The sequence below is a fragment of the Isoptericola sp. 178 genome, assembly GCF_030586525.1.
GTDB classification, from domain to species: domain Bacteria; phylum Actinomycetota; class Actinomycetes; order Actinomycetales; family Cellulomonadaceae; genus Isoptericola; species Isoptericola sediminis.
This window is the reverse complement of the sequence record NZ_JAUQYN010000001.1, coordinates 203,812-225,847: the sequence shown is the minus strand read 5'-3', so window position 1 is coordinate 225,847 and position 22,036 is coordinate 203,812. Positions and strand designations below refer to the sequence as shown.

Below are 22,036 nucleotides of genomic sequence, written 5' to 3'. Positions count from 1 at the left end.
TGGGCAGAATCGACGCATGACCCGTTCGCGACCCGTCCAGGATGCCGGGGCTACGCGTCCGTCCGGCCCCGGGCTCGCGGTCGCGGCCGTCGCGCGGCGCCTCGGCGTGGCCCCCGCCACGCTGCGCACGTGGGACCGCCGTTACGGTCTCGGCCCCTCGGACCGCACGGCCGGCTCCCACCGGCGCTACACCCCCGAGGACGTCGCCCGGCTGCTCGTCATGCGACGGCTCACGCTCGAGGGCGTCGCCCCGGTCGACGCCGCCCAGGCCGCCCTCGAGGCGGACGTCGACGAGCTCGAGGAGGCCCGTCGGTCCGCGCCGCCGAGCCCGCCCGAGGACGCGGCCGCCGACGAGGCCGAGGAGTCCGCGGACTCGGCGGACTCCGCCGCCCGAGCAGGGCGGGCCCACCTGCGGGCGCTGCCCGGTGGCGGCCAGGGAGGCCGCGGCGCCGGCGCGCAGCAGGGGCAGCAGGCGTCCGGCAGGGTCTCCGCCGTGGTGGACGCGGCGCTCGCCTACGACCAGGCGCGGTGCGACGACCTGGTGCGCATCCCGCCGCACGGCGACCCCGCCGCCTGGTGGGCGCAGCTGCTCGAACCGGCGTGGAGCCGCGTGGCCGAGCGGACCGTGCTGGCCGGGCCCGGCGCCGTCCCCGAGATCGTCCTCGCGACGGCCGCGCTGCAGGCGCTGCGATCCTTCACCGAGGCCTTCGAGCAGTCCGTGGTCCAGAACGGCGGGCCGCCGGCCAACCACCCCAGCCGGATGCGCAACATCGTGCTCATCTTCGCGGGTCCCGACGAGACCGTGCCGCTGTCCGCGCACGCCCTCGCCGCCGCGCTGACGGCCAAGGGCAAGACGGCGCGGATCGTCACCGGGCCGGCCAGTGCCCGGCGGTCCCTGGAGCTGGTCACGATGGTGCGGCCCGCCGCGCTGGTCCTGGCCACCGGGCAGCGTCGACCGGACCTCGACGTCGTGCACGCCGTGCACGACGGGTTCCCCGAGCTGCCGATCTTCGTCGGGCTGCGACGGGACGACGCCGCCAGCGAGCTGCCGCTGGCCGCCCAGGTCCAGCGCGTGCGCTCCTTCACCGGCCTGCTGCACGAGGTCCTGGCGGTCATCGGCGCCTGACCCGGCCGGCCGGCCGGGGCGTCGGCGGGAGGCGCCGCGGTGTGACGGAGACCGCGGCTGACCCCTCCGTGCGCGCCGTAGACTCGGGACATGACGGAGACGACCTCGCCCGCCCACGATCCGTTCGGCTTCCTGGGGCTGACCTATGACGACGTCCTCCTGCTGCCCGGCTACTCGGACCTGGCGCCCTCGGACATCGACACCACCTCGCGCCTGACGCGGGAGATCTCGCTACGGACCCCGCTCGTCTCCGCCGCGATGGACACGGTGACCGAGTCCCGGATGGCCATCGCGATGGCCCGGCAGGGCGGTCTGGGCGTGCTGCACCGCAACCTCTCGATCGAGGACCAGGCGTACCAGGTGGACCTGGTCAAGCGGACGCAGACGGGGATCATCTCGAACCCCGTGACGATCGGTCCGGACGCCACCCTGGAGCAGCTCGACCAGCGGGCGGGGGAGTACCGGGTCTCCGGGTTCCCCGTGCTGGACGAGGCCGGCCGTCTCGTCGGCATCGTCACGAACCGCGACCTGCGCTTCACCCCGGTGGCCGAGTGGGCGGAGACGACCGTCGCCGACGTCATGACCCGGCAGCCGTTGATCACCGGCGACGCCGGCATCTCCCGCGAGGACGCCACCGCCCTGCTGCGCAAGCACAAGCTCGAGCGGCTCCCGCTGGTCGACGACGACGGACGCCTCGCCGGCCTCATCACGGTCAAGGACTTCGTCAAGTCCGAGCAGTTCCCCAACGCCTCCAAGGACTCCCAGGGCCGGCTCCTCGTCGGTGCCGCCATCGGCTACTTCGGTGACGCGTGGCAGCGGGCCACGACGCTCATCGACGCCGGTGTCGACGTGCTCGTCGCGGACACGGCCCACGGCAACGTCCGCATGCTCATCGACATGGTGCGCGCGCTGAAGTCCGACCCGGCGACGCGCCACGTCCAGGTCATCGGCGGGAACGTGGCCACCCAGGACGGGGCCCAGGCGTTCGTCGACGCCGGCGCGGACGCCGTCAAGGTCGGCGTCGGCCCCGGGTCGATCTGCACCACCCGCGTGGTGACCGGCGTCGGCGTCCCGCAGATCACGGCGATCCACGAGGCGTCGCGGGCCGCGCGCCCGGCCGGGGTCCCGGTCATCGCCGACGGCGGCATGCGTCACTCGGGCGAGATCGGCAAGGCCCTCGTGGCCGGCGCCGAGACGGTCATGCTCGGGTCGATGCTCGCCGGCACGGAGGAGTCGCCCGGCGAGACCATCCTCATCAACGGCAAGCAGTTCAAGGCCTACCGGGGCATGGGCTCGATGGGCGCGATGTCCTCGCGCGGCAAGAAGTCCTACTCGAAGGACCGCTACTTCCAGGCGGAGGTCACGAGCGACGACATGATCGTGCCCGAGGGTGTCGAGGGCCAGGTGCCCTACAAGGGCACGCTCGGGACCGTGGCCCACCAGCTCGTCGGCGGGCTGCACCAGACGATGTTCTACGTCGGTGCGCGCACCGTGCCGGAGCTGCAGGAGAAGGGCAAGTTCGTGCGGATCACCTCGGCCTCGCTGGCGGAGTCCCACCCGCACGACATCAAGATGACCGTCGAGGCGCCGAACTACAAGGTCGGCTGACCTCGCCCGGCGGCGCGGCCGCCGTCCGGTCAGCCGGCGGCGCGCGGTGTGGTGGGCCAGGACGTGGACGCGCCGGGTCCCGGCAGACCCTTGCGGTCGCGCCAGGCGTTGAAGTTCTCCGCCCACGAGCGGTGGGCGTCGCGCTGCGCCGCGTGCAGGGCGTCGAGCGCCACCGAGCGCAGGTCGGGGAACCGCAGCACCTGCGCGTCCAGCACGTCGAGGGTGGCCAGCACGTCCACGTCGGCGCTGTGCAGCTCGCCGTCGCCGACCACGCCGTAGAGCTCGCACAGGTCGCCCAGCCGACGCTTCCCCCGGCGGTACCGGTCCTGCCACCGGTCGATCACGAGCGGGTCCAGCACGGGGGCGACGGGCCGTCCGAGCCGCTCCGGCAGGGTCGGCAGGCCGTGGCGCGCCAGCTCGGCGTCGAGCAGCGTCAGGTCGAACGCGGCGTTGTAGGCCACGACCGGGACGTCCTCGCGCAGGTGCGTGGTGAGCAGCGCGGCGATCTCCTCGAGCGCCTCGGCCGGGGCGACGCCGTGCGCGCGGGCGTGCTCGGTCGTCACCCCGTGGATCGCCGCCGCCTCCTCGGGGATCTCGACCCCGGGGTCGATCAGCCAGGTGCGGACCTCGGTCGTCAGCGGCGTGCGGAGCACGACGGCCGCCGTGACGACGCGGTCCTGGTGCACGTCGACGCCGGTCGTCTCGGTGTCGAACCCGAGCAGCGGCCCGACGGTCCAGCCGGCGTCGTCCATGTCGATCCCCTCTCGTGTCCTCACGTCGGTGACGATGCCACGGGCCACCGACACGGCGGCCGGTAGGCTGACCCGTGTGAGCAACGAGATCGAGATCGGACGTGGCAAGCGCGGGCGTCGCGCCTTCTCCTTCGACGACGTGGCGGTGGTCCCCTCGCGCCGGACGCGCGACCCGCGGGACGTCTCCACCGGGTGGCAGATCGACGCCTACCACTTCGACCTGCCGATCGTGGCGGCGCCGATGGACTCGGTGATGAGCCCGGCCACCGCGGTCGCGCTGGGCAACCTGGGTGGTCTGGGGGTGCTCGACCTCGAGGGCCTGTGGACCCGCTACGACGACCCGGCCCCGCTCCTGGCGGAGATCCGTGCGCTGCCCGCCGCGGAGGCGACGCGGCGCATGCAGGAGATCTACGCCGAGCCGATCAAGTCGGAGCTCATCACCCAGCGGCTCAAGGAGATCCGCGCCGCGGGGGTCACCGTGGCCGGCGCGCTGTCGCCGCAGCGGATCCAGGAGCACTACCAGACCGTGCTCGACGCCGGGGTGGACCTGTTCGTCATCCGGGGCACCACCGTCTCGGCCGAGCACGTCTCGACCAGCGCCGAGCCGCTCAACCTCAAGCGGTTCATCTACGAGCTCGACGTGCCCGTCGTGGTCGGCGGCGCGGCCAGCTACACCGCCGCCCTGCACCTGATGCGCACCGGGGCGGCCGGCGTGCTCGTCGGGTTCGGCGGCGGTGCCGCGCACACCACCCGCGTCGGCCTCGGCATCCACGCGCCGATGGCCACCGCGGTCTCGGACGTCGCGGCGGCCCGCCGCGACTACCTCGACGAGTCCGGCGGTCGGTACGTGCACGTGATCGCCGACGGCGGCGTGGGTCACTCGGGAGACATCGTCCGGGCCATCGCCTGCGGGGCCGACGCCGTGATGCTCGGTGCCGCGCTGGCACGCGCCTCCGAGGCGCCCGGCGAGGGGTGGCACTGGGGCCCCGAGGCCCACCACGCCCAGCTCCCGCGCGGCGAGCGGGTCGAGGTCGGCACCGCCGGGACGCTGGAGGAGATCCTCTTCGGCCCCGGGCACACCGCCGACGGCACGACGAACCTCGTCGGCGCGCTGCGCCGCGCGATGGCCACCACGGGCTACTCCGACCTCAAGGAGTTCCAGCGCGTCGAGGTCGTCGTCTCGCCGTACCAGCCGCGGTGAGCGGACCCGTGCCGGCCGGGCCACCGGTCAGGCAGGGACCGCCGTCGCGGGTGCGGGTCACGGAGATCGGTGACGACGACGTCGAGGGCGTCGTCGGCCTGTGGCGGGCCTGCGACCTGACCCGGCCCTGGAACGACCCGTACCGGGACATCGCCGACGCGCGGGCCCACCCCGCCGCGACGGTGCTCGTCGCACGGGACGGGGACGTCGTCGTCGGCTCCGTGCTGGCCGGGTACGAGGGGCACCGCGGCTGGCTCTACTACGTGGCCGTGGATCCCGACCGGCGGACGACGGGGCTCGGTCGGACCGTGGTCGAGGCGGCCGAGACGTGGCTGCGACGGGCGGGCGCGCGCAAGGTCCGCCTCATGGTGCGCAGCGCCAACACCGCGGTGCTGGGGTTCTACGAGCACCTCGGGTACGTCGACCAGGAGACGCGCGTGCTCGGGCGGACGCTCGACGACCCGCGCCGAGCGGGGTGAAGACCCCCGCCGACCTGCGGTGACACGGATGTCACCTGGTCCGCGTAGGCTGTCGCCCATGGCAACTGCGCACGAGGGCGACGGTGCTCTGGGGGACGTCATCGACCCGGAGCTGCCCGCCTCCACCTACGTCCTGGAGCCCGAGATCGTGGCCCCGCTGGTCCGCCGCGTCGTGACCTCCCACGGCGCGGGGACCCACCGCAGCGAGCTGCCGTTCACCGGTGCGCCGCTGGCGGCCGTCCCGCTGTCGAGCCCGCAGGACGTCGTCGGAGCGACCCGGGCGGCGCGGGCCGCTCAGCACGACTGGGCCGCCCTGCCGCTGCGCGAGCGCGCCCGCGTGCTCGACCGGCTCGGGGTGCTCGTGCTCGAGCGGCAGTCCGAGATCCTCGACCTGATCCAGATGGAGTCGGGCAAGTCGCGCCGCAACGCCTTCGAGGAGGTCGCCGACATCGCGCAGACCTGCCGGCACTTCGTGCGCCGTGCGGAGCGCTACCTCGCCGACCGGCGCGAACCCGGGGCCCTGTCGGTCCTCACCGGGGTGCGCGTGCACCGCCGGCCGGTGGGCGTCGTGGGGATCATCGCCCCGTGGAACTTCCCGCTGACCCTGGCCCTGTCCGAGACCGTCCCCGCCCTGCTGGCGGGCAACGCCGTCGTGCTCAAGCCGGACCCGCAGACCACCCTGTCGGCGCTGTGGGCGTCCGAGCTCCTGGCCGAGGCGGGGCTGCCGGACGACCTCTTCGCCGTGGTCGCGGGCGGCGCGGACATCGGGGCGGAGCTGGTGGACCACGTCGACCACGTCGCGTTCACCGGCTCCACCGAGACCGGGCGGAAGATCGCGGCCCGGGCGGGGGAGCGGCTGATCGGGGCGACCCTCGAGCTCGGTGGCAAGAATCCGCTGTACGTCGCGGCCGACGCCGACCTGGACCGTGCCGTGCCCGGCGTGCTGCGCGCCTGCTTCACGAACGCCGGCCAGCTGTGCATGTCGAGCGAGCGCCTCGTGCTGCACGAACGGATCGCCGAGAGGTTCCTCGAGCGGTTCGTGCCGGCGGTGCGGGCACTGACCCTGGGCACCGGCCTGGACTACACGGCCGACGTCGGCTCGCTCGTCTCGGCCGACCAGCTCGAGCGGGTGGCGGGGCACGTCGACGACGCCCTGGCCAAGGGCGCCCGGGCCCTGGTCGGTGCGGTCCACCGCAGCGACGTCGGTCCGTACTTCTACGCCCCGACCGTGCTCGACGACGTCCCGGACGACGCCGCGTGCCGGCACGAGGAGACGTTCGGCCCGGTCGTGGCCGTGACCCGGGTCGGTGGCGACGACGAGGCGGTGCGCGTCATGAACGACACGCACTTCGGCCTGCACGCCTCGATCTGGTCGACCGACGTCGCCCGTGCCCGGCGCCTCGCGGCCCGGGTCGAGACCGGCACGGTCGTCGTCAACGACGGCTACCTGCACGCCTGGGGCTCGGCCGCGGCGCCCATGGGCGGGATGAAGGCCTCCGGCCTGGGCCGGCGGCACGGCAGGGAGGCGATCGAGGCGGTGACCGAGACCCAGAGCGTCGTCGCGCAGCGCGGGCACGGCCTCGGGATCTCGGTGGATGCCCTGTACGAGCTCGGCGGGGACGTGCCCAGCCGGGTGCTCACGGGTGCGCTGCGGGCGATGCGGCGCCTCCGGATGCCCTGACGGACGCCCTGACCCGCCGTCTCACCCGGTGAGTGCGGCCAGCTCGGCGCGCAGGTTCTCCGCGGCACGGGCGGCCCATCGCCGGCGGCCGGCCTCCGTGCGGAACAACCCGCGTCCGGTGTGCAGGGCGAGCAGCCCCTCCAGCACCGCGGCGCGCCCGGCCCGGAAGGCGCCGTCGTCGACGTGGCCGTACTCGGCGCGCACCTGGGCGGTGTACCGCGCGTAGCGCGCCGGTGTGGCGCCGAGGACCGCCAGGTCGGCGTCGCTGACGAGCGCGCCGACGTGGTCGGTGGGAGCCGGGTCGTGGTCGACGGTCACCCGGACGAGCCGTGCGACCTCCTCCGCCTGCCCGTCACCCGTGGGTCCCGGCGTGCGGGACGCCTCGCGTTCGTCGCGGCACGGCGGCAGCAGGGTGCGCGCGAGCGCTGCCGACTCCTCCTCGTCGGCCGGGGTGGCGCCGTCGTGCACGGCGTCGTGGAACCACAGGGCGAGCGCCGCGAGCCGCCCGGCCCCGTCCGTGGTCTCCGCGGTCCCGGCGGCCAGCAGCCCGTCCAGGGCGTCGAGGGTGTCGGCCAGGTGCAGCCGCGAGTGGTAGACGCGGTGCGGTTCGCCCCAACGCTCGACGAGCTCCTCGCCGACGGCGGCGGTCGCCCCGGCCGGCGTCGCTCCCTGGTCCACCCACAGCCGCGCCCACCGGGCTCGCAACGCCGCCGGCCTGGCGCGGGCCCGCTCCCACCCGGGGACCCGCAGGCCGGAGGCGGCGAGCGCCGACGACAGCTCGCGTCCCACGACGGGCACGGCGCCGGCGGCGACCAGGTCGTCGTACCGGTCGGCGGGTACGTCGTAGTGGTCGAGGTCGAAGCCGCGGTCCGGGATGCCGGCGGCGCGGGCGAAGGTCCGCAGCTCGTGCAGGGACCGGTCCGAGACCAGGTGGGACCAGTGGCGGCCGTGCGCGGGCCAGAGCGGCGGGTCGACGAGGACCGTCACGACGTCTCGCCGCTGGTGATCGACCGCCCGACCGCGTGGAGCACGGTGCTGTGCAGGGCGGACGTCGGCATGCGGTGAGCCTATCGACGTCGCCGTCGGACGCAACGGGTGCTGCCGGTGCCTTGTCGAAGGCGTCACCCATGGGCGATGCTCGGGGCACGCACCCCCGACCCGGAAGTCGAACCGATGGACCCCGACGCCACCACCCTGGACGAGCGTCCTGCCGATCCCGACACCGTCGGGCACGTCGTCGTCATGGGCGTCTCCGGCTCGGGCAAGACCACGGTCGCCACGCACCTGGCCGACCGCCTCGGTGTCACCTCCGCGGAGGGCGACGAGTTCCATCCCGCGGCGAACCTCGCGAAGATGGCCGCCGGGACACCGCTCACCGACACGGACCGTGCCCCGTGGCTCGCCACGATCCGCGACTGGCTCAGCGCCGAGGCCGACGCGGGCCGTCCCGGCATCGTCACCTGCTCCGCCCTGCGCCGTGCCTACCGTGACGTGCTGCGCGACGCTCGCGGGCAGGTGCGGTTCGTGCACCTGGACGGCCCGCCCGAGCTCCTCGCCGAGCGGATGGGAGGACGGACGGGGCACTTCATGCCCGCGACCCTGCTGTCCTCGCAGCTCGCCACGCTCGAACCGCTCCAGGCCGACGAGGACGGGATCGTCGTCGGCGTCGCCGCGGAACCCGCCGACATCGTCGACACCGTCGTCGACCGGCTCGACCTCGCCTGAGCCGGCCGACGCGCCGCCGTCAGCCGGCCGTGACCGCCGACGACGGGTCCAGCCCGTCGACCGCCTCGACGCTCTGCCGCGCGATCGCCAGCTCCTCCATCGTCGGGACCACCATGACCAGCGTCCGGGCCCAGTCGGGGGAGATGATGCGTTCCCCGCCACGAGCGGCGTTGCGGTCGTCGTCGACGGCGATTCCGAGCGCCTCCAGGTCCGCGCAGACCGCGGCCCGCACCGCGGCGTCGTTCTCGCCGACCCCCGCGGTGAACGCGATGACGTCCACGCGGCCCAGCAGCGCCGTGTAGGCGCCCACGTACTTGCGCAGCCGGTGGATGTACACGTCGAAGGCCAGGGCGGCGTCCTCGTCACCCTCGTCGACGAGCCGGTGCAGCTCGCGGAAGTCGTTGACGCCGGACAGTCCCAGCACCCCCGAGCGCTTGTTGAGCAGGGTGTCGAGCTCGTCGACGCTCATCCCGGCGTTGCGTGCCAGGTGGAACACCACCGCCGGGTCGATGTCGCCGGAGCGGGTGCCCATGACGAGGCCCTCCAGCGGTGTGAGGCCCATCGAGGTGTCGATCGGGACGCCCCCGCGCACGGCCGATGCCGACGCCCCGTTGCCCAGGTGGAGCACGATCGTGTTGAGGTCCTCGACCCGCCGGCCCAGCACCCGGGCCACCTTGCCGGCCACGTACTGGTGGCTCGTGCCGTGGAAGCCGTAGCGCCGCACGGCGTGCTCGCGCGCGACCTCACGGTCGATGGCGTAGGTGTAGGCCTCCGCGGGCAGCGCCTGGAAGAAGGCCGTGTCGAACACCGCCACGTGCGGCACGTCACCGAGCAGGTCACGCGCCACCCGGATGCCCTGGAGGTTCGCCGGGTTGTGCAGCGGGGCCAGCGGGACCAGGGCCTCGATGCGTTCGATGACGCCGTCGTCGACCACGGCCGGGCCGGAGAACTCCGCCCCGCCGTGCACCACGCGGTGCCCGACGGCGTGGATCCCCGCCTCGCTCAGCGGGGGGCCGGCCTCGTCGAACATGCCCAGCGCGAGCTTCAGCGCGTCGCCGTGGTCGGCGACCTCCAGCTCCCGGCGCGTACGGTTCCCGGCGTAGGTGTGGGTGACGATCCCGCTCGGCTCGCCGATCCGCTCGACCGTCCCTGCCGCGATCGCCTCGCCGCCCACCGGGTTGACCAGCTGGTACTTCAACGAGGACGACCCCGAGTTCAGCACCAGCACCGAACCGTGCGCCCCGTAGGCGCTGTACGGGTTCGGTCGCTCCGAGGCGGGCAGGATGCTCATGCGGTCTCTCCGTTCGACGTCGACTGGGCCTGGATCGCGGTGATCGCGACCGTGTTCACGATGTCGGCCACGAGCGCCCCGCGCGAGAGGTCGTTGACCGGCTTGTTGAGCCCCTGCAGGACCGGGCCGATCGCCACGGCGCCGGCGGAGCGCTGCACGGCCTTGTAGGTGTTGTTGCCGGTGTTCAGGTCCGGGAAGATGAAGACGCTCGCCTTGCCGGCCACCGAGGAGTCCGGCAGCTTCGAGGCGGCCACGGAGGCGTCCACGGCGGCGTCGTACTGGATCGGGCCCTCCACGGACAGCTCGGGGTGCCGCTCCTGGACGAGCGCGGTCGCCGCGCGCACCTTGTCGACGTCCGCGCCGGACCCGGAGGTCCCGGTGGAGTAGGACAGCATGGCCACCCGCGGGTCGACGCCGAACTGCTCGGCCGTGGCGGCCGAGGAGGCCGCGATGTCGGCGAGCTGCTCGGCCGTCGGGTCGGGGTTCACGGCACAGTCGCCGTAGGCGAGCACCCGGTCCGGCAGGCACATGAGGAACACCGAGGACACGACGGAGACGCCGGGCTGGGTCTTGATGATCTCGAACGACGGGCGGATCGTGTGCGCCGTCGTGTGCGCCGCGCCGGAGACCATGCCGTCGGCCAGGCCCAGGTGCACCATCATCGTGCCGAAGTAGGAGACGTCCGTGACGATCTCGCGTGCCCGCTCGACCGTCATGCCCTTACGGGCGCGCAGGTGGGCGTACTCGGCGGCGAACGTCTCCACGTGCTCCGGGTCGGTCGGGGAGAGCACCTGCGCGTCGGTGATGTCCAGCCCCAGCTCGGCGGCACGCTTCCGGATCGCGGCCTCGTCGCCCAGGATCGTGAGGTCCGCGATGCCGCGGGCGAGCACGGTCGAGGCCGCGCGCAGGATCCGGTCGTCGTCGCCCTCGGGCAGGACGACACGGCGGCGGTCGGCGCGGGCCCTCTCGATGAGCTCGTGCTCGAACATCAGCGGGGTGACGACGGGCGTCCGCTCCACGGCCAGCCGTTCCAGCAGCTCGTCGCCGTCGATGCTCTGCTCGAACATCGCGCGGGCCACGTCGTGCTTGCGCTGGGCGTCGGGGGACATCCGGCCCCGGGTGCGCGACGCCGTCCGCGCGACCTCGTAGGTGTCGTGCGCGGTCGCGATGATCGGCACGTGGGGCTGCAGCGCGGCGGCGAGCTGACCGGTGCGTCCCGTCGGCCGGTGCCCCCCGGTGAGGATGATCCCCGCCAGCGAGGGGAAACGGTCGGCCGCCTGCACGGCCAGCAGGCCGAGCAGGATGTCCGTCCGGTCGCCCGGGGTGATCACCACGGTGCCGTCGGCGAGGCGGCCGAGCATGTGCTCGAAGGTCATGGCCCCGACGATGAGGTCGAGGGCCTCGCGGGACATCAGGTCCCGGTCGCCCAGCAGCAGCGTGCCGTCGACCGCCTCGGCGAGCTGCGCGACCGTCGGCGCTCCGAGGAAGGGCTCCTCGCCGATCACCCAGGCGGGCAGGTCCTCGCCCGGGAACCGGGCGACCGTCGCCGCGTCGGCGTCGCGCACCGCGCCCTCGGCCCGGTTGACGACGACGCCGACGGGTTGGGCGTGGTTGGCGCGCAGCTCGGCCAGGCTGAGCCGGGTCAGGGTCGTGACCTCGTCGATCCCGCGGTCGCGCCCGGAGACGACGAGCAGCACGGGGGAGTCGAGGTTGGCGGCCACGCGGGCGTTGAACGACAGCTCGGTGGCGCCCGAGACGTCGGTGTAGTCGGTCCCGAGGATGACGACGGCGTCGCACTGCGCGGCCACCCGGTGGTACCGCTCGACGATCCGCGCCAGCGCGGCCTCGGGGTCCGCGTGGACGTCGTCGTAGGTCACACCGACGGTCTCCGCGTAGGTGAGGTCCACGCCGTCGTGCTCGAGCATCAGCTCCAGGACGTGGTCGCGCAGCGACGTGCCGCCGTCGGGCGACGGGCGCTCGGGGACGCGGGAGACGGCGCGGAAGACGCCGACACGCTGCACCTGGCGGACCAGGAGGTCGAGCACCCCCAGCGCGACGGTGGACTTGCCGGTGTCCCCCTCGGGGGAGGCGATGTAGATGCTGCGAGTGCTCACTGCCTGCCTGCTTCTCTGTGCTGGGCGGTGGTCAACCCCATTCCACCGCATCGGGACGGACGGTGCACCGATTCCGGACGTCGGGTGCGTCACGCCCAGGACGGCGTGCGCGGCGGTGGGCACGGGCCCGCCGCCGCGCACGCGGTCACTCGTTGTCGCCGCCGGTGTCCTGCATGCCGGCAGCCCCCTCGCCGACCACCCGGCGGGCCCCGGGCCACACCCAGTCGCGCACCTCGGGGATGTCCTCGCCGTGCTCACGGGTGTACTGGCGGGCGGCCAGGCGCTGGTCGACCATCCGCTGGCGCAGGCCAGCGACCTTCGAGCCCAGTCCCGGCACCCGGTCGATCACGTCGATCACCAGGTGGTACCGGTCGATGTCGTTGAGCATCGCCATGTCGAAGGGGGTGGTCGTGGTGCCCTCCTCCTTGTACCCGCGCACGTGGATGTTGCCGTGGTTGCGCCGGCGGTACGTGAGCCGGTGGATGAGCCAGGGGTAGCCGTGGTAGTTGAAGACCACCGGCCGGTCGGGCGTGAACAGCCCGTCGAAGTCCTTGTCCGAGAGCCCGTGCGGGTGCTCGTGCTCGTCCTGGAGCCGCATGAGGTCGACGACGTTGACCACGCGCACCTTGAGGTCCGGCAGCTCGGTGCGCAGGATGTCCGCGGCGGCCAGCACCTCGAGGGTGGGCACGTCGCCGGCGCAGCCGAGCACGACGTCCGGGTCCTCGCCGTGCACCTCGGTGCCGGCCCACTCCCAGATGCCGAGCCCGCGGGTGCAGTGCGCGATCGCGTCGTCCATGGACAGGAACTGCGGGGCCGGCTGCTTGCCGGCCACGACGACGTTGACGTACTGGCGGCTGCGCAGGCAATGGTCGTACGTGCTGAGCAGCGTGTTGGCGTCCGGCGGCAGGTACACCCGCACGATCTCGGCCTTCTTGTTGACCACGTGGTCGATGAAGCCCGGGTCCTGGTGGCTGAAGCCGTTGTGGTCCTGACGCCACACGTGGCTGGACAGCAGGTAGTTGAGGCTCGCGATCGGCCGCCGCCACGGGATGTGGTTGGTCACCTTGAGCCACTTGGCGTGCTGGTTGAACATCGAGTCGACGATGTGGATGAACGCCTCGTAGCTGGTGAACAGGCCGTGGCGGCCGGTGAGCAGGTAGCCCTCCAGCCAGCCCTGGCACTGGTGCTCGGACAGCATCTCCATGACCCGGCCGGCGCGTGCCATGTGCTCGTCGACGTCCGGGCCGTAGAAGTCGGCGTTCCACTGCTTGTCCGTCGTCTCGTAGACCGCCTGCAGCCGGTTCGACGCCGTCTCGTCGGGTCCGAAGATGCGGAAGTTGTCCGGGTTGCGGCGCACCACCTCGTTCAGCCACGAACCGAGGACGCGGGTCGACTCCGCCACGGCACCGCCCGGCTCGGGCACGTCGACGGCGAAGCGGCGGAAGTCGGGCATGCGCAGGTCCTTGAGCAGCCGCCCGCCGTTGGCGTACGGGGTCGCGCTCATCCGCAGGTCGCCGGTCGGGGCCTGGGCCGCGATCTCCTCGCGCAGCCGGCCCGCGTCGTCGAACAGCTCCTCGGGGCGGTAGGACTGCAGCCAGTCGCGGAGCACGTCGAGGTGTTCGGTCGTGTCGCGGGCGCTGGACAGCGGGACCTGGTGGGAGCGCCAGGAGTCCTCGGTCTTGTGACCGTCGATCTCCGGCGGGCAGGTCCAGCCCTTGGGGGTGCGGAAGACGATCATCGGCCAGGCCGGTCGCTCGTCGTTCCCGGCGGCGGCGTCGGCCTTGATGCGGGCGATGTGGTCCATCACCTCGTCGAGCAGCTGGGCGAAGCGCCGGTGCACGGCCGCGTGGTCCTCCCCGTCGAAACCGCCCGTGAAGAAGTACGGGGTGTGCCCGTAGCCGACCATCAGAGCGCGCAGCTCGTCGTCGCTGATGCGGCTCAGCACCGTGGGGTTGGCGATCTTGTACCCGTTGAGGTGCAGGATCGGCAGGACGACACCGTCGGTGCGGGGGTTGACGAACTTGTTGGAGTGCCAGCTGGTCGCCAGCGGCCCGGTCTCGGCCTCGCCGTCGCCGACGACGGCGGCGACCAGCAGGTCGGGGTTGTCGAACGCCGCGCCGTAGGCGTGCGAGAGCGCGTAGCCGAGCTCGCCGCCCTCGTGGATCGATCCCGGGGTCTCCGGGGCGACGTGGCTGGGGATCCCGCCGGGGAACGAGAACTGCCGGAACAGCCGGCGCATGCCCTCGGCGTCCTGGGTGATGTCGCTGTAGGTCTCGGTGTAGGTGCCCTCGAGGTAGGTGTTCGCCACCAGGCCGGGTCCGCCGTGGCCGGGGCCCGCCACGTAGACCGTCGACTGCTCGCGCTCGCGGATCGTCCGGTTGAGGTGCGCATAGAGGAAGTTCAGACCCGGCGTGGTGCCCCAGTGCCCGAGGAGGCGGGGCTTGACGTCGTCGCGCGTCAGCTCCTCACGCAGCAGCGGGTTGCTCAGCAGGTAGATCTGGCCGACCGAGAGGTAGTTGGCCGCGCGCCACCACTGGTCGAGCCGGTCGACGTCGGTGTCCGACAGCTCGGTGACACCGGTGGCCGGCCAGGTCGTGGTGCTCGGGGTCGTCGTGCTCATCTGCCACTCCTCCGCTCGGGACGTCAGGGCCGTGCTCGTGACCTCATTCCACCGCACCCGGGGCCCGAGTGCAGGGGGAGGACAGGATGGCGGGCGTGCCTGGTTCCTGCTGCCCGCCGGTGTCCCGGCCCTGTGGTCAGACCATATCGGATTCCCGTCGGTGGCGTCGACGCGGATACCGTGGGGCCGTGTCCGACGCCCCGCCCGCACGACGCTCGTTCTGGGCGGTCGCCCGCCAGCCGCGCATGCTCGTCGTCCTGCTGCTGCTCCTGCTCGCCGCCGCCGTGTGCGGACGCCTCGGCGTCTGGCAGATCGACCGTGCCTACGAGCGGGCGAACCTCGCCGCCCAGCAGGAGGCGGCCGAGCAGGAGGCCTCCGGACCGGCCGAGCTCGGCGAGCTGCTGGCGCCGCAGGAGGCGTTCCCCGGGGAGCTCGTCGGACGCGAGGCCCGGGTCACCGGGACCTACGAGCCGGACGGCCAGATGCTCGTCGCCGGCCGGTCCCTGGACGGCGTCGAGGGGTACCTCGTGCTCACGCCGCTGCGCGTGTCCGACGACGGGACCGGCGGGGCGTCGTGGGCCGAGCTGTCCGGGCCGCCCGTGCTGCCGGTGGTCCGCGGCTGGGTCGACTCGCCGGCCCCGGGGCCCGCGGCCCTCGAGGTGCCCGCCGGTGAGGTCGACGTGACGGGCTGGCTGCAGGCCTCCGAGTCCACCGCGCGCACCGGGACCGTCCCCGACAACCCGGACGGTCCGCCGCTGACGCAGGACATCGCCGCGTCGGCGCTCGCGAACACGTGGGACGGGCCGATCTACTCCGCGTACGCCGTGCTGACGTCGTCCGACCCGGCGCAGCCCGCAGCCGCGTCGGGCGGTCCGGCGCCCCTGCCCCGCCCCGTGCTCGACGGCGGGACCGACGTGAACCTGCAGAACTTCTTCTACGCCCTGCAGTGGTGGGTGTTCGGGCTGTTCGCCGTGGCCCTGTGGGTCCGGCTCGTGCGGGACGAGATGGCCGGCGGGCGTCGAGAACGACGACGGGACCGGCACCCCCGGGAGGGCGGACGGCGGGACGACGACCCGGTCGGCACCGGGATCGCCGGGCTGCCGTCGTCCTGACCCCTTCGTGCAGCGAGCGTGCTCACTCGGTACCCGAAAGCTGTGGATGAGGGACTGAAGGCGCACGCACGTCGGCGAGGGTGTGGATGCCGTCGGCGGTCCGGCCCGGAGGTCTGGTCCCCTCAGCAGGTGTCGAAGCCTCCCTGTCCCGTCCCTCCCGCCCTGCTCGCCGTCGCCCGTCGTCAGGCGGGACTCGTCGCCGTCCGCCAGTGCCTCGAGCACGGGATGACGAGGCGTCAGGTCGACGGACGGGTGCGGCGCAAGGAATGGGAACGGGTGGCTCGGGGGGTCTGCGACGCCGGCGTCGTGCGGCCCGGCACCGTCGGTGAGGGGTTCGACCTGGCCCGGCGACGCACCGCCTGTCTCGGTCCGCTCCGCCACCCGGGCACGGCGGCCGTCGGTGTGGGCGCCCTGGTGCTGCACGGCGTCCACGGGGCTCCGACGCGTTTCGTCGCGGAGGTCGCTGCGGTGAAGGCGGCTCCGCGCCGCGGTGACGAGAGGGTCCGGGTGCGGCGCGTGCTGGTCCCGTCACCCGAGGAGGTGGACGGCATCCTCGTGGCACCGGTCGTCGACTCCCTGGCGCTCGCCGTGCCGGCCCTGACCCGTCTCGAAGCCGTCGCCATGATCGACTCGGCACGACACCAGGGACTGGTCGACGACGCCGGGGTGCGGCGCGCACGCACCCTGGCGACCGGTCGGCGCGGGGCTCGTCGCAGCCACGCGTGGTGGGCGCTCTCCGACGCGCGGGCCGAGTCGCCGGCCGAGTCGTGGGCCCGGAGCCCTGCTGGGACGCCGGGGTGCCGCCGGACGCCGTCCAGCTCCGCGTCGTCCGGCGCTTCACCGGAGCCGAGGCGCGCGACGGGACGGCGGCCCGGGAGCTCGCCCGTGAGCTCGACGGGGCGGGGTGGGTGCCGACCCCCGTGCCGCCGGGACACTCCTCCTGCATCGAGCGTGCTGGATTGGTCCCGGACTCCTGGCGATGAGGGGCGAAGCCGGCACGCTCGATGCCTCAGGGGGGCGGGGCGTCACCCGTGCTGCCAGGACCTCCACAGGTTCGCGTACTCGCCGTCGGCCTCCACGAGCTCCTCGTGCGGGCCGATCTCGGTGATCCGACCACCGTCGACCACGGCCACCCGGTCGGCGTCGTGCGCGGTGTGCAGCCGGTGCGCGATCGCCACCACCGTCCGCCCGCTGAGCACGGCGTTCAGGGAGCGCTCCAGGTGCCGGGCAGCCCGGGGGTCGAGCAACGACGTCGCCTCGTCGAGCACGAGCGTGTGCGGGTCGAGCAGCACCAGCCGGGCCAGCGCCACCTGCTGCGCCTGTGCCGGCGAGAGCGGGTGCCCGCCGGAGCCGACCTCCGTCTCGAGCCCGTCCGGCAGCGCCGCGGCCCACTCCCGGGCGTCGACGGCCCCCAGCGCCTCCCAGAGCTCCACCTCCGACGCCGTGGTGTCGGCCAGCCGCAGGTTCTCGGCCAGGGTCCCGACGAACACGTGGTGCTCCTGGGTCACCAGGGCGACCTGGCCCCGCAGGTCCTCCAGGGGCAGGTCCACCAGCGGGACGCCGCCGACGGTCACCGACCCACCGGTCGGCGGGTGGATCCCCGCGAGCATCCGGCCCAGCGTCGACTTGCCCGCACCCGACGGACCGACGACGGCGAGCCGCTCACCGGGCCGCAGGTCCACGGACACCCCGTGCAGGACGTCCTGCCCCTCCCGGTAGGCGTAGCGGACCTCGTGGGCCCGCACCTCGTCCGACGTCGGCACCTCACCGGAGGTGGTCCGGTCCGGTCCCACGAGCCCGACGCCGACCACGCGGGCCAGCGCCACGGCGGCGACCTGCAGCTCGTCGAGCCAGAACACCAGGTCGAAGACCGGTCCGCCCATCTGGTGCGCGTAGAAGGCGATGGTCGCCACGGCACCGATGGTGGTCAGGTCCTGCGAGACCAGCCAGGCGCCCCAGACGATCGCGGCGACGGGGGCGACCGCCACCGCGGTGTCGAGGGCGGGGATCAGCCGCTGGCGCAGCCCGAGGGTGTAGCTCTCGGCGGCGAAGGCCTCCGACAGGTTCCGGCGCAGCCGACGGCGCATCCGGGATCCGAGCCAGAGGGCGTCCGCGGTGCGTGCCCCTTCGACGGCCTCGGTGATCGTGCCGTTGACGGTCGCGTACGCGGCCGACTCGCGCAGGTAGCCCGGTGTCGCCCGGCGCAGGTACCAGCGGACGGCGACCACGATGACCGGCACGCCGACCAGCAGGCCGAGGGCGACCAGCGGGTCGGTGAGGAAGGCCGCCACCAGCGTCAGCCCGATCGTCACGACGCACACCAGCACCCGCGGCACGCCGAAGCGGACCGCGTGCTGCAGCTTGTTGACGTCGTTGGTGGTACGGGCGACGAGGTCGCCGGTCCCCGCCTTCTCGACGATCGACAGGGGCAGTCGCGTGGCCGTGGTCATGAACTGCTCGCGCAGCTCGGCGAACACCTGCTCGCCGAACACCATGGAGAGGCGTTGCGCGAACCGCGTCACGACGGCCTGCACGACGACGGCGCCCACCAGGATCAGTGCGATCCGGTCGACCCGCGCCACGGTGGTGCCGGTGGTGACCTCGTCGATGAACCGGCCCATGAGGAACGGCCCGGTCAGCCCCGCCACCGCGGCGAGGGCGTGCAGCGTCGCGATGCCGGCGAGCTCGCCGCGGTGGCTGCGGAACAGCCGGCCCACGGTGCGGCGGACCGCGTGCCGGTCGGCGATCGGCAGCCGGTTCGAGGACTCCGTCGGCGTGGACGGCGGTGCGGACGTGGTCGGGCTCATCGGGTGGCTCCTTCCAGGGCGGGTCCGGCCCCGCCGGCGGCCGGTGCCTCGGCATCCGCCGCGGCGTCCGGTGCGGGTTCGGCCATGGACCGCCCGACGACGGCGCGGTACCGGACGCCGTGCTCGTCCGGGCGGCCGAGCAGCTCGGCGTGCGTCCCGCGGGCGACGACGCGGCCGTCCACGGACAGCAGAACGGCCTCGTCGACGTGGTCGAGGACCAGCGGGCTGGCGGTGACGACCAGCGTGGTCCGTCCACGCCGGACCTCGGCGACGCGTTCCGCGATCCGTGCCTCGGTGTGCGCGTCCACGGCGCTGGTCGGCTCGACGAGCACGAGGATCTCGGGGTCGGTGAGCAGGGCACGGGCCAGCGCGACGCGCTGACGCTGGCCGCCGGACAGCGACCGGCCCTTCTCCGGCAGCTCCCCGCTGAGACCACCGGGGACGGAGTCGAGCACGTCCTGGGCGTCCGCGGCCAGGATCGCGGCCGTCAGCTCGGCCTCGCTCGCCCGGCCACGGGCGTCGAGCTCCTCACCGAGGATCCCGGAGAAGAGGTGCGGCGTCGCCTCGGAGACGACCACACGGTGGCGCAGCGTCTCCTTGTCGAGCTCGGCGAGCGGCACGCCGCCGAGCGTGACGGGTGTGACGGCCTCGGCGTCGTCGTCGAACCGGCCCAGCCGTGTGGCCACGGCGGCCGACACGTCGGGGTCGGCGCACACCAGCGCCAGCACCCGCCCCGCGGGGACCACGAGTCCCGAGGCGCGGTCGACCAGCTCGCTGCCCGACGGCGGCGCCTCCGTGGGAGCGGCGGACGGGGGTGTCGCCTCGGTGATCCGCAGCACCCCGAGGATCTTGCGCGCGGAGACCACCGCGTTGGTGGACGCCTGCAGCATCTGCGTGGCCATCTGCACCGGCCAGGCGAGGAACGCGGTGTACCCGTAGAAGGTCACGAGCTCGCCGGCGCTCAGGTCGCCGCGCACGACGGCACGGGCACCCAGCCACAGGACGAGCGCGCCGAGCAGCCCGGGCAGCAGCACCTGCAGACCGTCGAGGACGGACTGGACGCCGGCGACCCGTACGCCACGGCGTCGCACCTCCTGCGACTGGCGTGCGTAGCGTGCGGAGAAGACGTCCTCGCCACCGATGCCGCGCAGGATCCGCAGGCCGGACACGGTGTCGGCGCCGAGCGCGGTGAGCCGGCCCACCGACTCGCGATGGTCCTGCTGGCGACGCTGCAACGGGCGGACCAGCAGCGCGAGCGCGGCGGCCACGAGCGGTATCCCCAGAGCCACCACGAGGCCGAGCACCACGTCCTGGGAGACGAGGTAGCCGGCTGCGGCGACGTACGCGAGCACGCCGCCGACGAACCGGCCGGACATGGCGAACATGTCGCCGGCTCGCAGGGCGTCGTTCGCGACGGCCGCCACGACCTCACCGGTGGGCAGCTTCTGCGTGACGGCGTGGCCGGCGCGGGTCGCCTTCTCCCCGACGAGGGTGGTGAACGAGAAGGAGGCCCGCAGCCAGTTCTCCACGTCGAAGGTGTGGCTGAGGACGCCGGCGACGACGATCGCGGCACCCGACACGAGCATCAGGCCGCACCACAGGAGCAGCTCGGTCCCGAACCCCGCGGCCAGACCCGAGTCGACCGCGCGGCCGAGCAGGAGGGGTGCGGCGGCGGCGGCGAGCAGGGAGACGCTGCCCGCCGAGACCGCCCTGACGATCACGGAGCGCTGACGCCACGCCTGCCAGCCCAGCAGGCGGGCGGGCGAGGACAGCGGCGGGGAGCCCGGGTCGGGCAGGGGGAGCGGGAGCACGGTCGTCAGAGTAGGGCGGGCCGGACCCGTCAGGCACCGGAATTTCCCCGCCTATCCTGGTGCCGTGAGCACCGAGCAGAACACCCCGACGGCCACCACCGACCAGGCGGCGACCGCCATCCGCAAGGCACGCGGCGCCCTGACCCGCTACCGGGTGCTGGCGATCGTCACCGGCGTCATGCTGCTCGTGCTCTGCGTGGAGATGGTCTTCAAGTACCTGGTCCCGGTCCAGGCCGTCATCGACTACATGGGCTGGGTGCCCTTCGCCCACGGGTGGATCTACGTCGTCTACCTGGTCACGGTGCTCGACCTGTGGGCCAAGATGCGCTGGAGCTTCGGCCGGCTGACCACGATGGTGCTGGCGGGTGTGGTCCCGGTGATGTCGTTCGTGCTGGAGAAGCGGGTGCACGCCGACGCCGACGCCAAGCTCGTGGCGCTCGCCGACCGGTACGGGGTGTGACGGTGCACGCCGACGCCCCGGACCGGACGACCGACCGGCTGGCGCCCCTGGTCGACCCGGCGCCCGGGCTGACCGACGCCGAGCTGGACCGGTACGCACGGCATCTCGCGCTGCCCGGGCTGGGCCTCGACGGGCAGCGGCGGCTCGCGGCCGCCCGGGTGCTCGTGGTCGGTGCCGGTGGGCTCGGCAGCCCGGCCCTGCTGTACCTGGCGGCCGCCGGCGTCGGCGTGATCGGGGTCGTCGACGACGACGTCGTGGACGTCACGAACCTCCAGCGCCAGGTGCTGCACGGCCAGGCGGACCTGGGTCGGCCCAAGACGACGTCGGCGGCCGCGGCGATCGCGGAGGTCAACCCCCACGTCGAGGTGGTCGAGCACCCGGTGCGCCTGGACCCCGGCAACGTCCTGGACGTGCTGGGCGGCTACGACGTCGTGCTCGACGGGGCCGACAACTTCCCGACCCGCTATCTCGTCTCCGACGCCGCCGAGGTCCTCGGGCTCCCCGTGGTGTGGGGGTCGATCGACCGCTTCGACGGCCAGGTCAGCGTCTTCTGGGGCGCCCCGCGGTACACGGCGGCGGACGGCGGGACCACGTCCCGCCGGGGCGTCACCTACCGCGACGTCTTCCCCGACCCGCCGCCGCCCGGCGTCGTCCCGGACTGCGCCACCGGCGGCGTGCTCGGCGCGATGTGCGGCACGGTCGGCTCCGCGATGGCCACCGAGGCCCTCAAGCTGATCACGGGAGTCGGCGACGTCCTGCACGGGCGGCTCGCCGTGCACGACGCCCTCGCCGCGGACTGGCGCTCGCTCACCGTCCGGCCCGACCCGGCGCGCGAACCCGTCACGGCGATGCTGCCGGGTGACGACGCGTACGTGGCCTTCTGCGGGCTGGCGCCGGCCGGGGACCCGGGCCCCGGGTCGCCGGAGGTCACCGTCGCCGACGCCCGGGCGCTGCTCGCGGCCGAGCGCCCCGCCGTCCTGGTGGACGTGCGTGAGGAGTGGGAGGCCCGGGCGCGCCCCGTGGCCGGCGCCCGGCTCGTGCCCAGCGGGACGTTCCTCGGCACCGCCGCGGGAGCCCCGGACGCGGCGGCCCGGTCCGCGCTCGACACCCTGCCCACCGACCGGCCGGTGCTGCTCGTGTGCGCGGCCGGGCCGCGGTCGACCAAGGTCGCCCGGGTGGCCCGGGCGGCGGGCCTCGACGCGCGGTCCGTCGTCGGCGGCGTCCCCGCGCTGCTCGGCTGAGCGCCCCG

General features: G+C 73.9%; 17 protein-coding genes. 10 read left to right on the top strand and 7 right to left on the bottom strand.

Features of this window, described 5'->3' with window-relative positions:
* Positions 1-16: 16 nt before the first annotated feature.
* Together Q6349_RS00910 and guaB are read left to right on the top strand one after the other, a co-directional pair.
* The gene (locus Q6349_RS00910) at positions 17-1,126 is read left to right on the top strand and encodes a MerR family transcriptional regulator (protein ID WP_304602497.1); all 1,110 of its coding nucleotides are present in this window, start codon (positions 17-19) and stop codon (positions 1,124-1,126) included.
* Between the two features lie 90 nt (positions 1,127-1,216).
* Positions 1,217-2,734 carry an IMP dehydrogenase gene (gene guaB, locus Q6349_RS00905; protein ID WP_304602496.1) on the top strand — a complete coding sequence of 506 codons (1,518 nt, stop codon included), beginning with the start codon at positions 1,217-1,219 and terminating at the stop codon, positions 2,732-2,734.
* A 29-nt stretch (positions 2,735-2,763) separates the two neighbouring features.
* Here the strand turns inward: guaB and Q6349_RS00900 are convergent, their stop codons facing one another.
* Positions 2,764-3,486 (bottom strand): exonuclease domain-containing protein, encoded by a 723-nt coding sequence (locus Q6349_RS00900; RefSeq protein WP_304603072.1) that lies wholly within the window; start codon positions 3,484-3,486, stop codon positions 2,764-2,766.
* A 76-nt stretch (positions 3,487-3,562) separates the two neighbouring features.
* Here Q6349_RS00900 and Q6349_RS00895 point away from each other — a divergent pair, with 76 nt between their 5' ends.
* From Q6349_RS00895 to Q6349_RS00885, 3 genes are read left to right on the top strand one after another with little or no spacing between them, the layout of a single operon-like run.
* The gene (locus Q6349_RS00895) at positions 3,563-4,687 is read left to right on the top strand and encodes a GuaB3 family IMP dehydrogenase-related protein (RefSeq protein WP_171246360.1); all 1,125 of its coding nucleotides are present in this window, start codon (positions 3,563-3,565) and stop codon (positions 4,685-4,687) included.
* Entirely contained in the window at positions 4,684-5,166 is a 483-nt protein-coding gene (locus Q6349_RS00890; protein WP_304602495.1) for a GNAT family acetyltransferase, read from the top strand. The genes Q6349_RS00895 and Q6349_RS00890 overlap by 4 nt, the downstream gene beginning before the upstream one ends.
* 58 nt (positions 5,167-5,224) lie before the next feature.
* Complete coding sequence (locus Q6349_RS00885; RefSeq protein ID WP_171246358.1) at positions 5,225-6,847, top strand: succinic semialdehyde dehydrogenase; 1,623 nt, start codon at positions 5,225-5,227, stop codon at positions 6,845-6,847.
* A 21-nt stretch (positions 6,848-6,868) separates the two neighbouring features.
* Here Q6349_RS00885 and Q6349_RS00880 read toward each other — a convergent pair whose 3' ends face one another.
* Positions 6,869-7,834: a DUF4031 domain-containing protein gene (locus Q6349_RS00880; RefSeq protein ID WP_304602494.1), complete on the bottom strand. Its 966-nt coding sequence runs from the start codon at positions 7,832-7,834 to the stop codon at positions 6,869-6,871.
* 186 nt (positions 7,835-8,020) lie between these two features.
* On the opposite strand from Q6349_RS00880, the gene Q6349_RS00875 reads away from it, so the two are divergent.
* A complete protein-coding gene (locus Q6349_RS00875; RefSeq protein ID WP_304603071.1) occupies positions 8,021-8,572 on the top strand; it encodes a gluconokinase in 552 nt (183 codons plus the stop codon).
* A 19-nt stretch (positions 8,573-8,591) separates the two neighbouring features.
* Here the strand turns inward: Q6349_RS00875 and Q6349_RS00870 are convergent, their stop codons facing one another.
* The 3 genes from Q6349_RS00870 to Q6349_RS00860 all read right to left on the bottom strand — a co-directional run bounded on the left by Q6349_RS00870 (position 8,592) and on the right by Q6349_RS00860 (position 14,597).
* Complete coding sequence (locus Q6349_RS00870) at positions 8,592-9,863, bottom strand: acetate/propionate family kinase (RefSeq protein WP_304602493.1); 1,272 nt, start codon at positions 9,861-9,863, stop codon at positions 8,592-8,594.
* Positions 9,860-11,977, bottom strand: a complete 2,118-nt coding sequence (gene pta, locus Q6349_RS00865; RefSeq protein WP_370375589.1) for a phosphate acetyltransferase — start codon at positions 11,975-11,977, stop codon at positions 9,860-9,862. Before pta ends, Q6349_RS00870 begins: the two co-directional genes overlap by 4 nt.
* Positions 11,978-12,122: 145 nt before the next feature.
* Positions 12,123-14,597 carry a phosphoketolase gene (locus Q6349_RS00860; protein WP_304602490.1) on the bottom strand — a complete coding sequence of 825 codons (2,475 nt, stop codon included), beginning with the start codon at positions 14,595-14,597 and terminating at the stop codon, positions 12,123-12,125.
* Between the two features lie 188 nt (positions 14,598-14,785).
* Between Q6349_RS00860 and Q6349_RS00855 the strand changes: the two genes are divergently transcribed.
* Positions 14,786-15,709: an SURF1 family protein gene (locus tag Q6349_RS00855; protein WP_304602489.1), complete on the top strand. Its 924-nt coding sequence runs from the start codon at positions 14,786-14,788 to the stop codon at positions 15,707-15,709.
* Positions 15,710-16,476: 767 nt separating this feature from the next.
* Positions 16,477-16,692 (top strand): hypothetical protein, encoded by a 216-nt coding sequence (locus tag Q6349_RS00850; RefSeq protein ID WP_304602488.1) that lies wholly within the window; start codon positions 16,477-16,479, stop codon positions 16,690-16,692.
* Positions 16,693-16,734: 42 nt separating this feature from the next.
* On the opposite strand, the gene Q6349_RS00845 is transcribed toward Q6349_RS00850, so the two are convergent.
* Positions 16,735-18,516, bottom strand: a complete 1,782-nt coding sequence (locus tag Q6349_RS00845; protein ID WP_304602487.1) for an ABC transporter ATP-binding protein — start codon at positions 18,514-18,516, stop codon at positions 16,735-16,737.
* On the bottom strand, positions 18,513-20,327 hold the full coding sequence (locus Q6349_RS00840; protein WP_304602486.1) for an ABC transporter ATP-binding protein: 1,815 nt from the start codon (positions 20,325-20,327) through the stop codon (positions 18,513-18,515). Before Q6349_RS00840 ends, Q6349_RS00845 begins: the two co-directional genes overlap by 4 nt.
* Before the next feature lie 64 nt (positions 20,328-20,391).
* Here Q6349_RS00840 and Q6349_RS00835 point away from each other — a divergent pair, with 64 nt between their 5' ends.
* Positions 20,392-20,787 (top strand): DUF3817 domain-containing protein, encoded by a 396-nt coding sequence (locus Q6349_RS00835; RefSeq protein ID WP_171246350.1) that lies wholly within the window; start codon positions 20,392-20,394, stop codon positions 20,785-20,787.
* Entirely contained in the window at positions 20,784-22,028 is a 1,245-nt protein-coding gene (locus tag Q6349_RS00830) for a ThiF family adenylyltransferase (protein WP_304602485.1), read from the top strand. Before Q6349_RS00835 ends, Q6349_RS00830 begins: the two co-directional genes overlap by 4 nt.
* Positions 22,029-22,036: the final 8 nt, after the last annotated feature.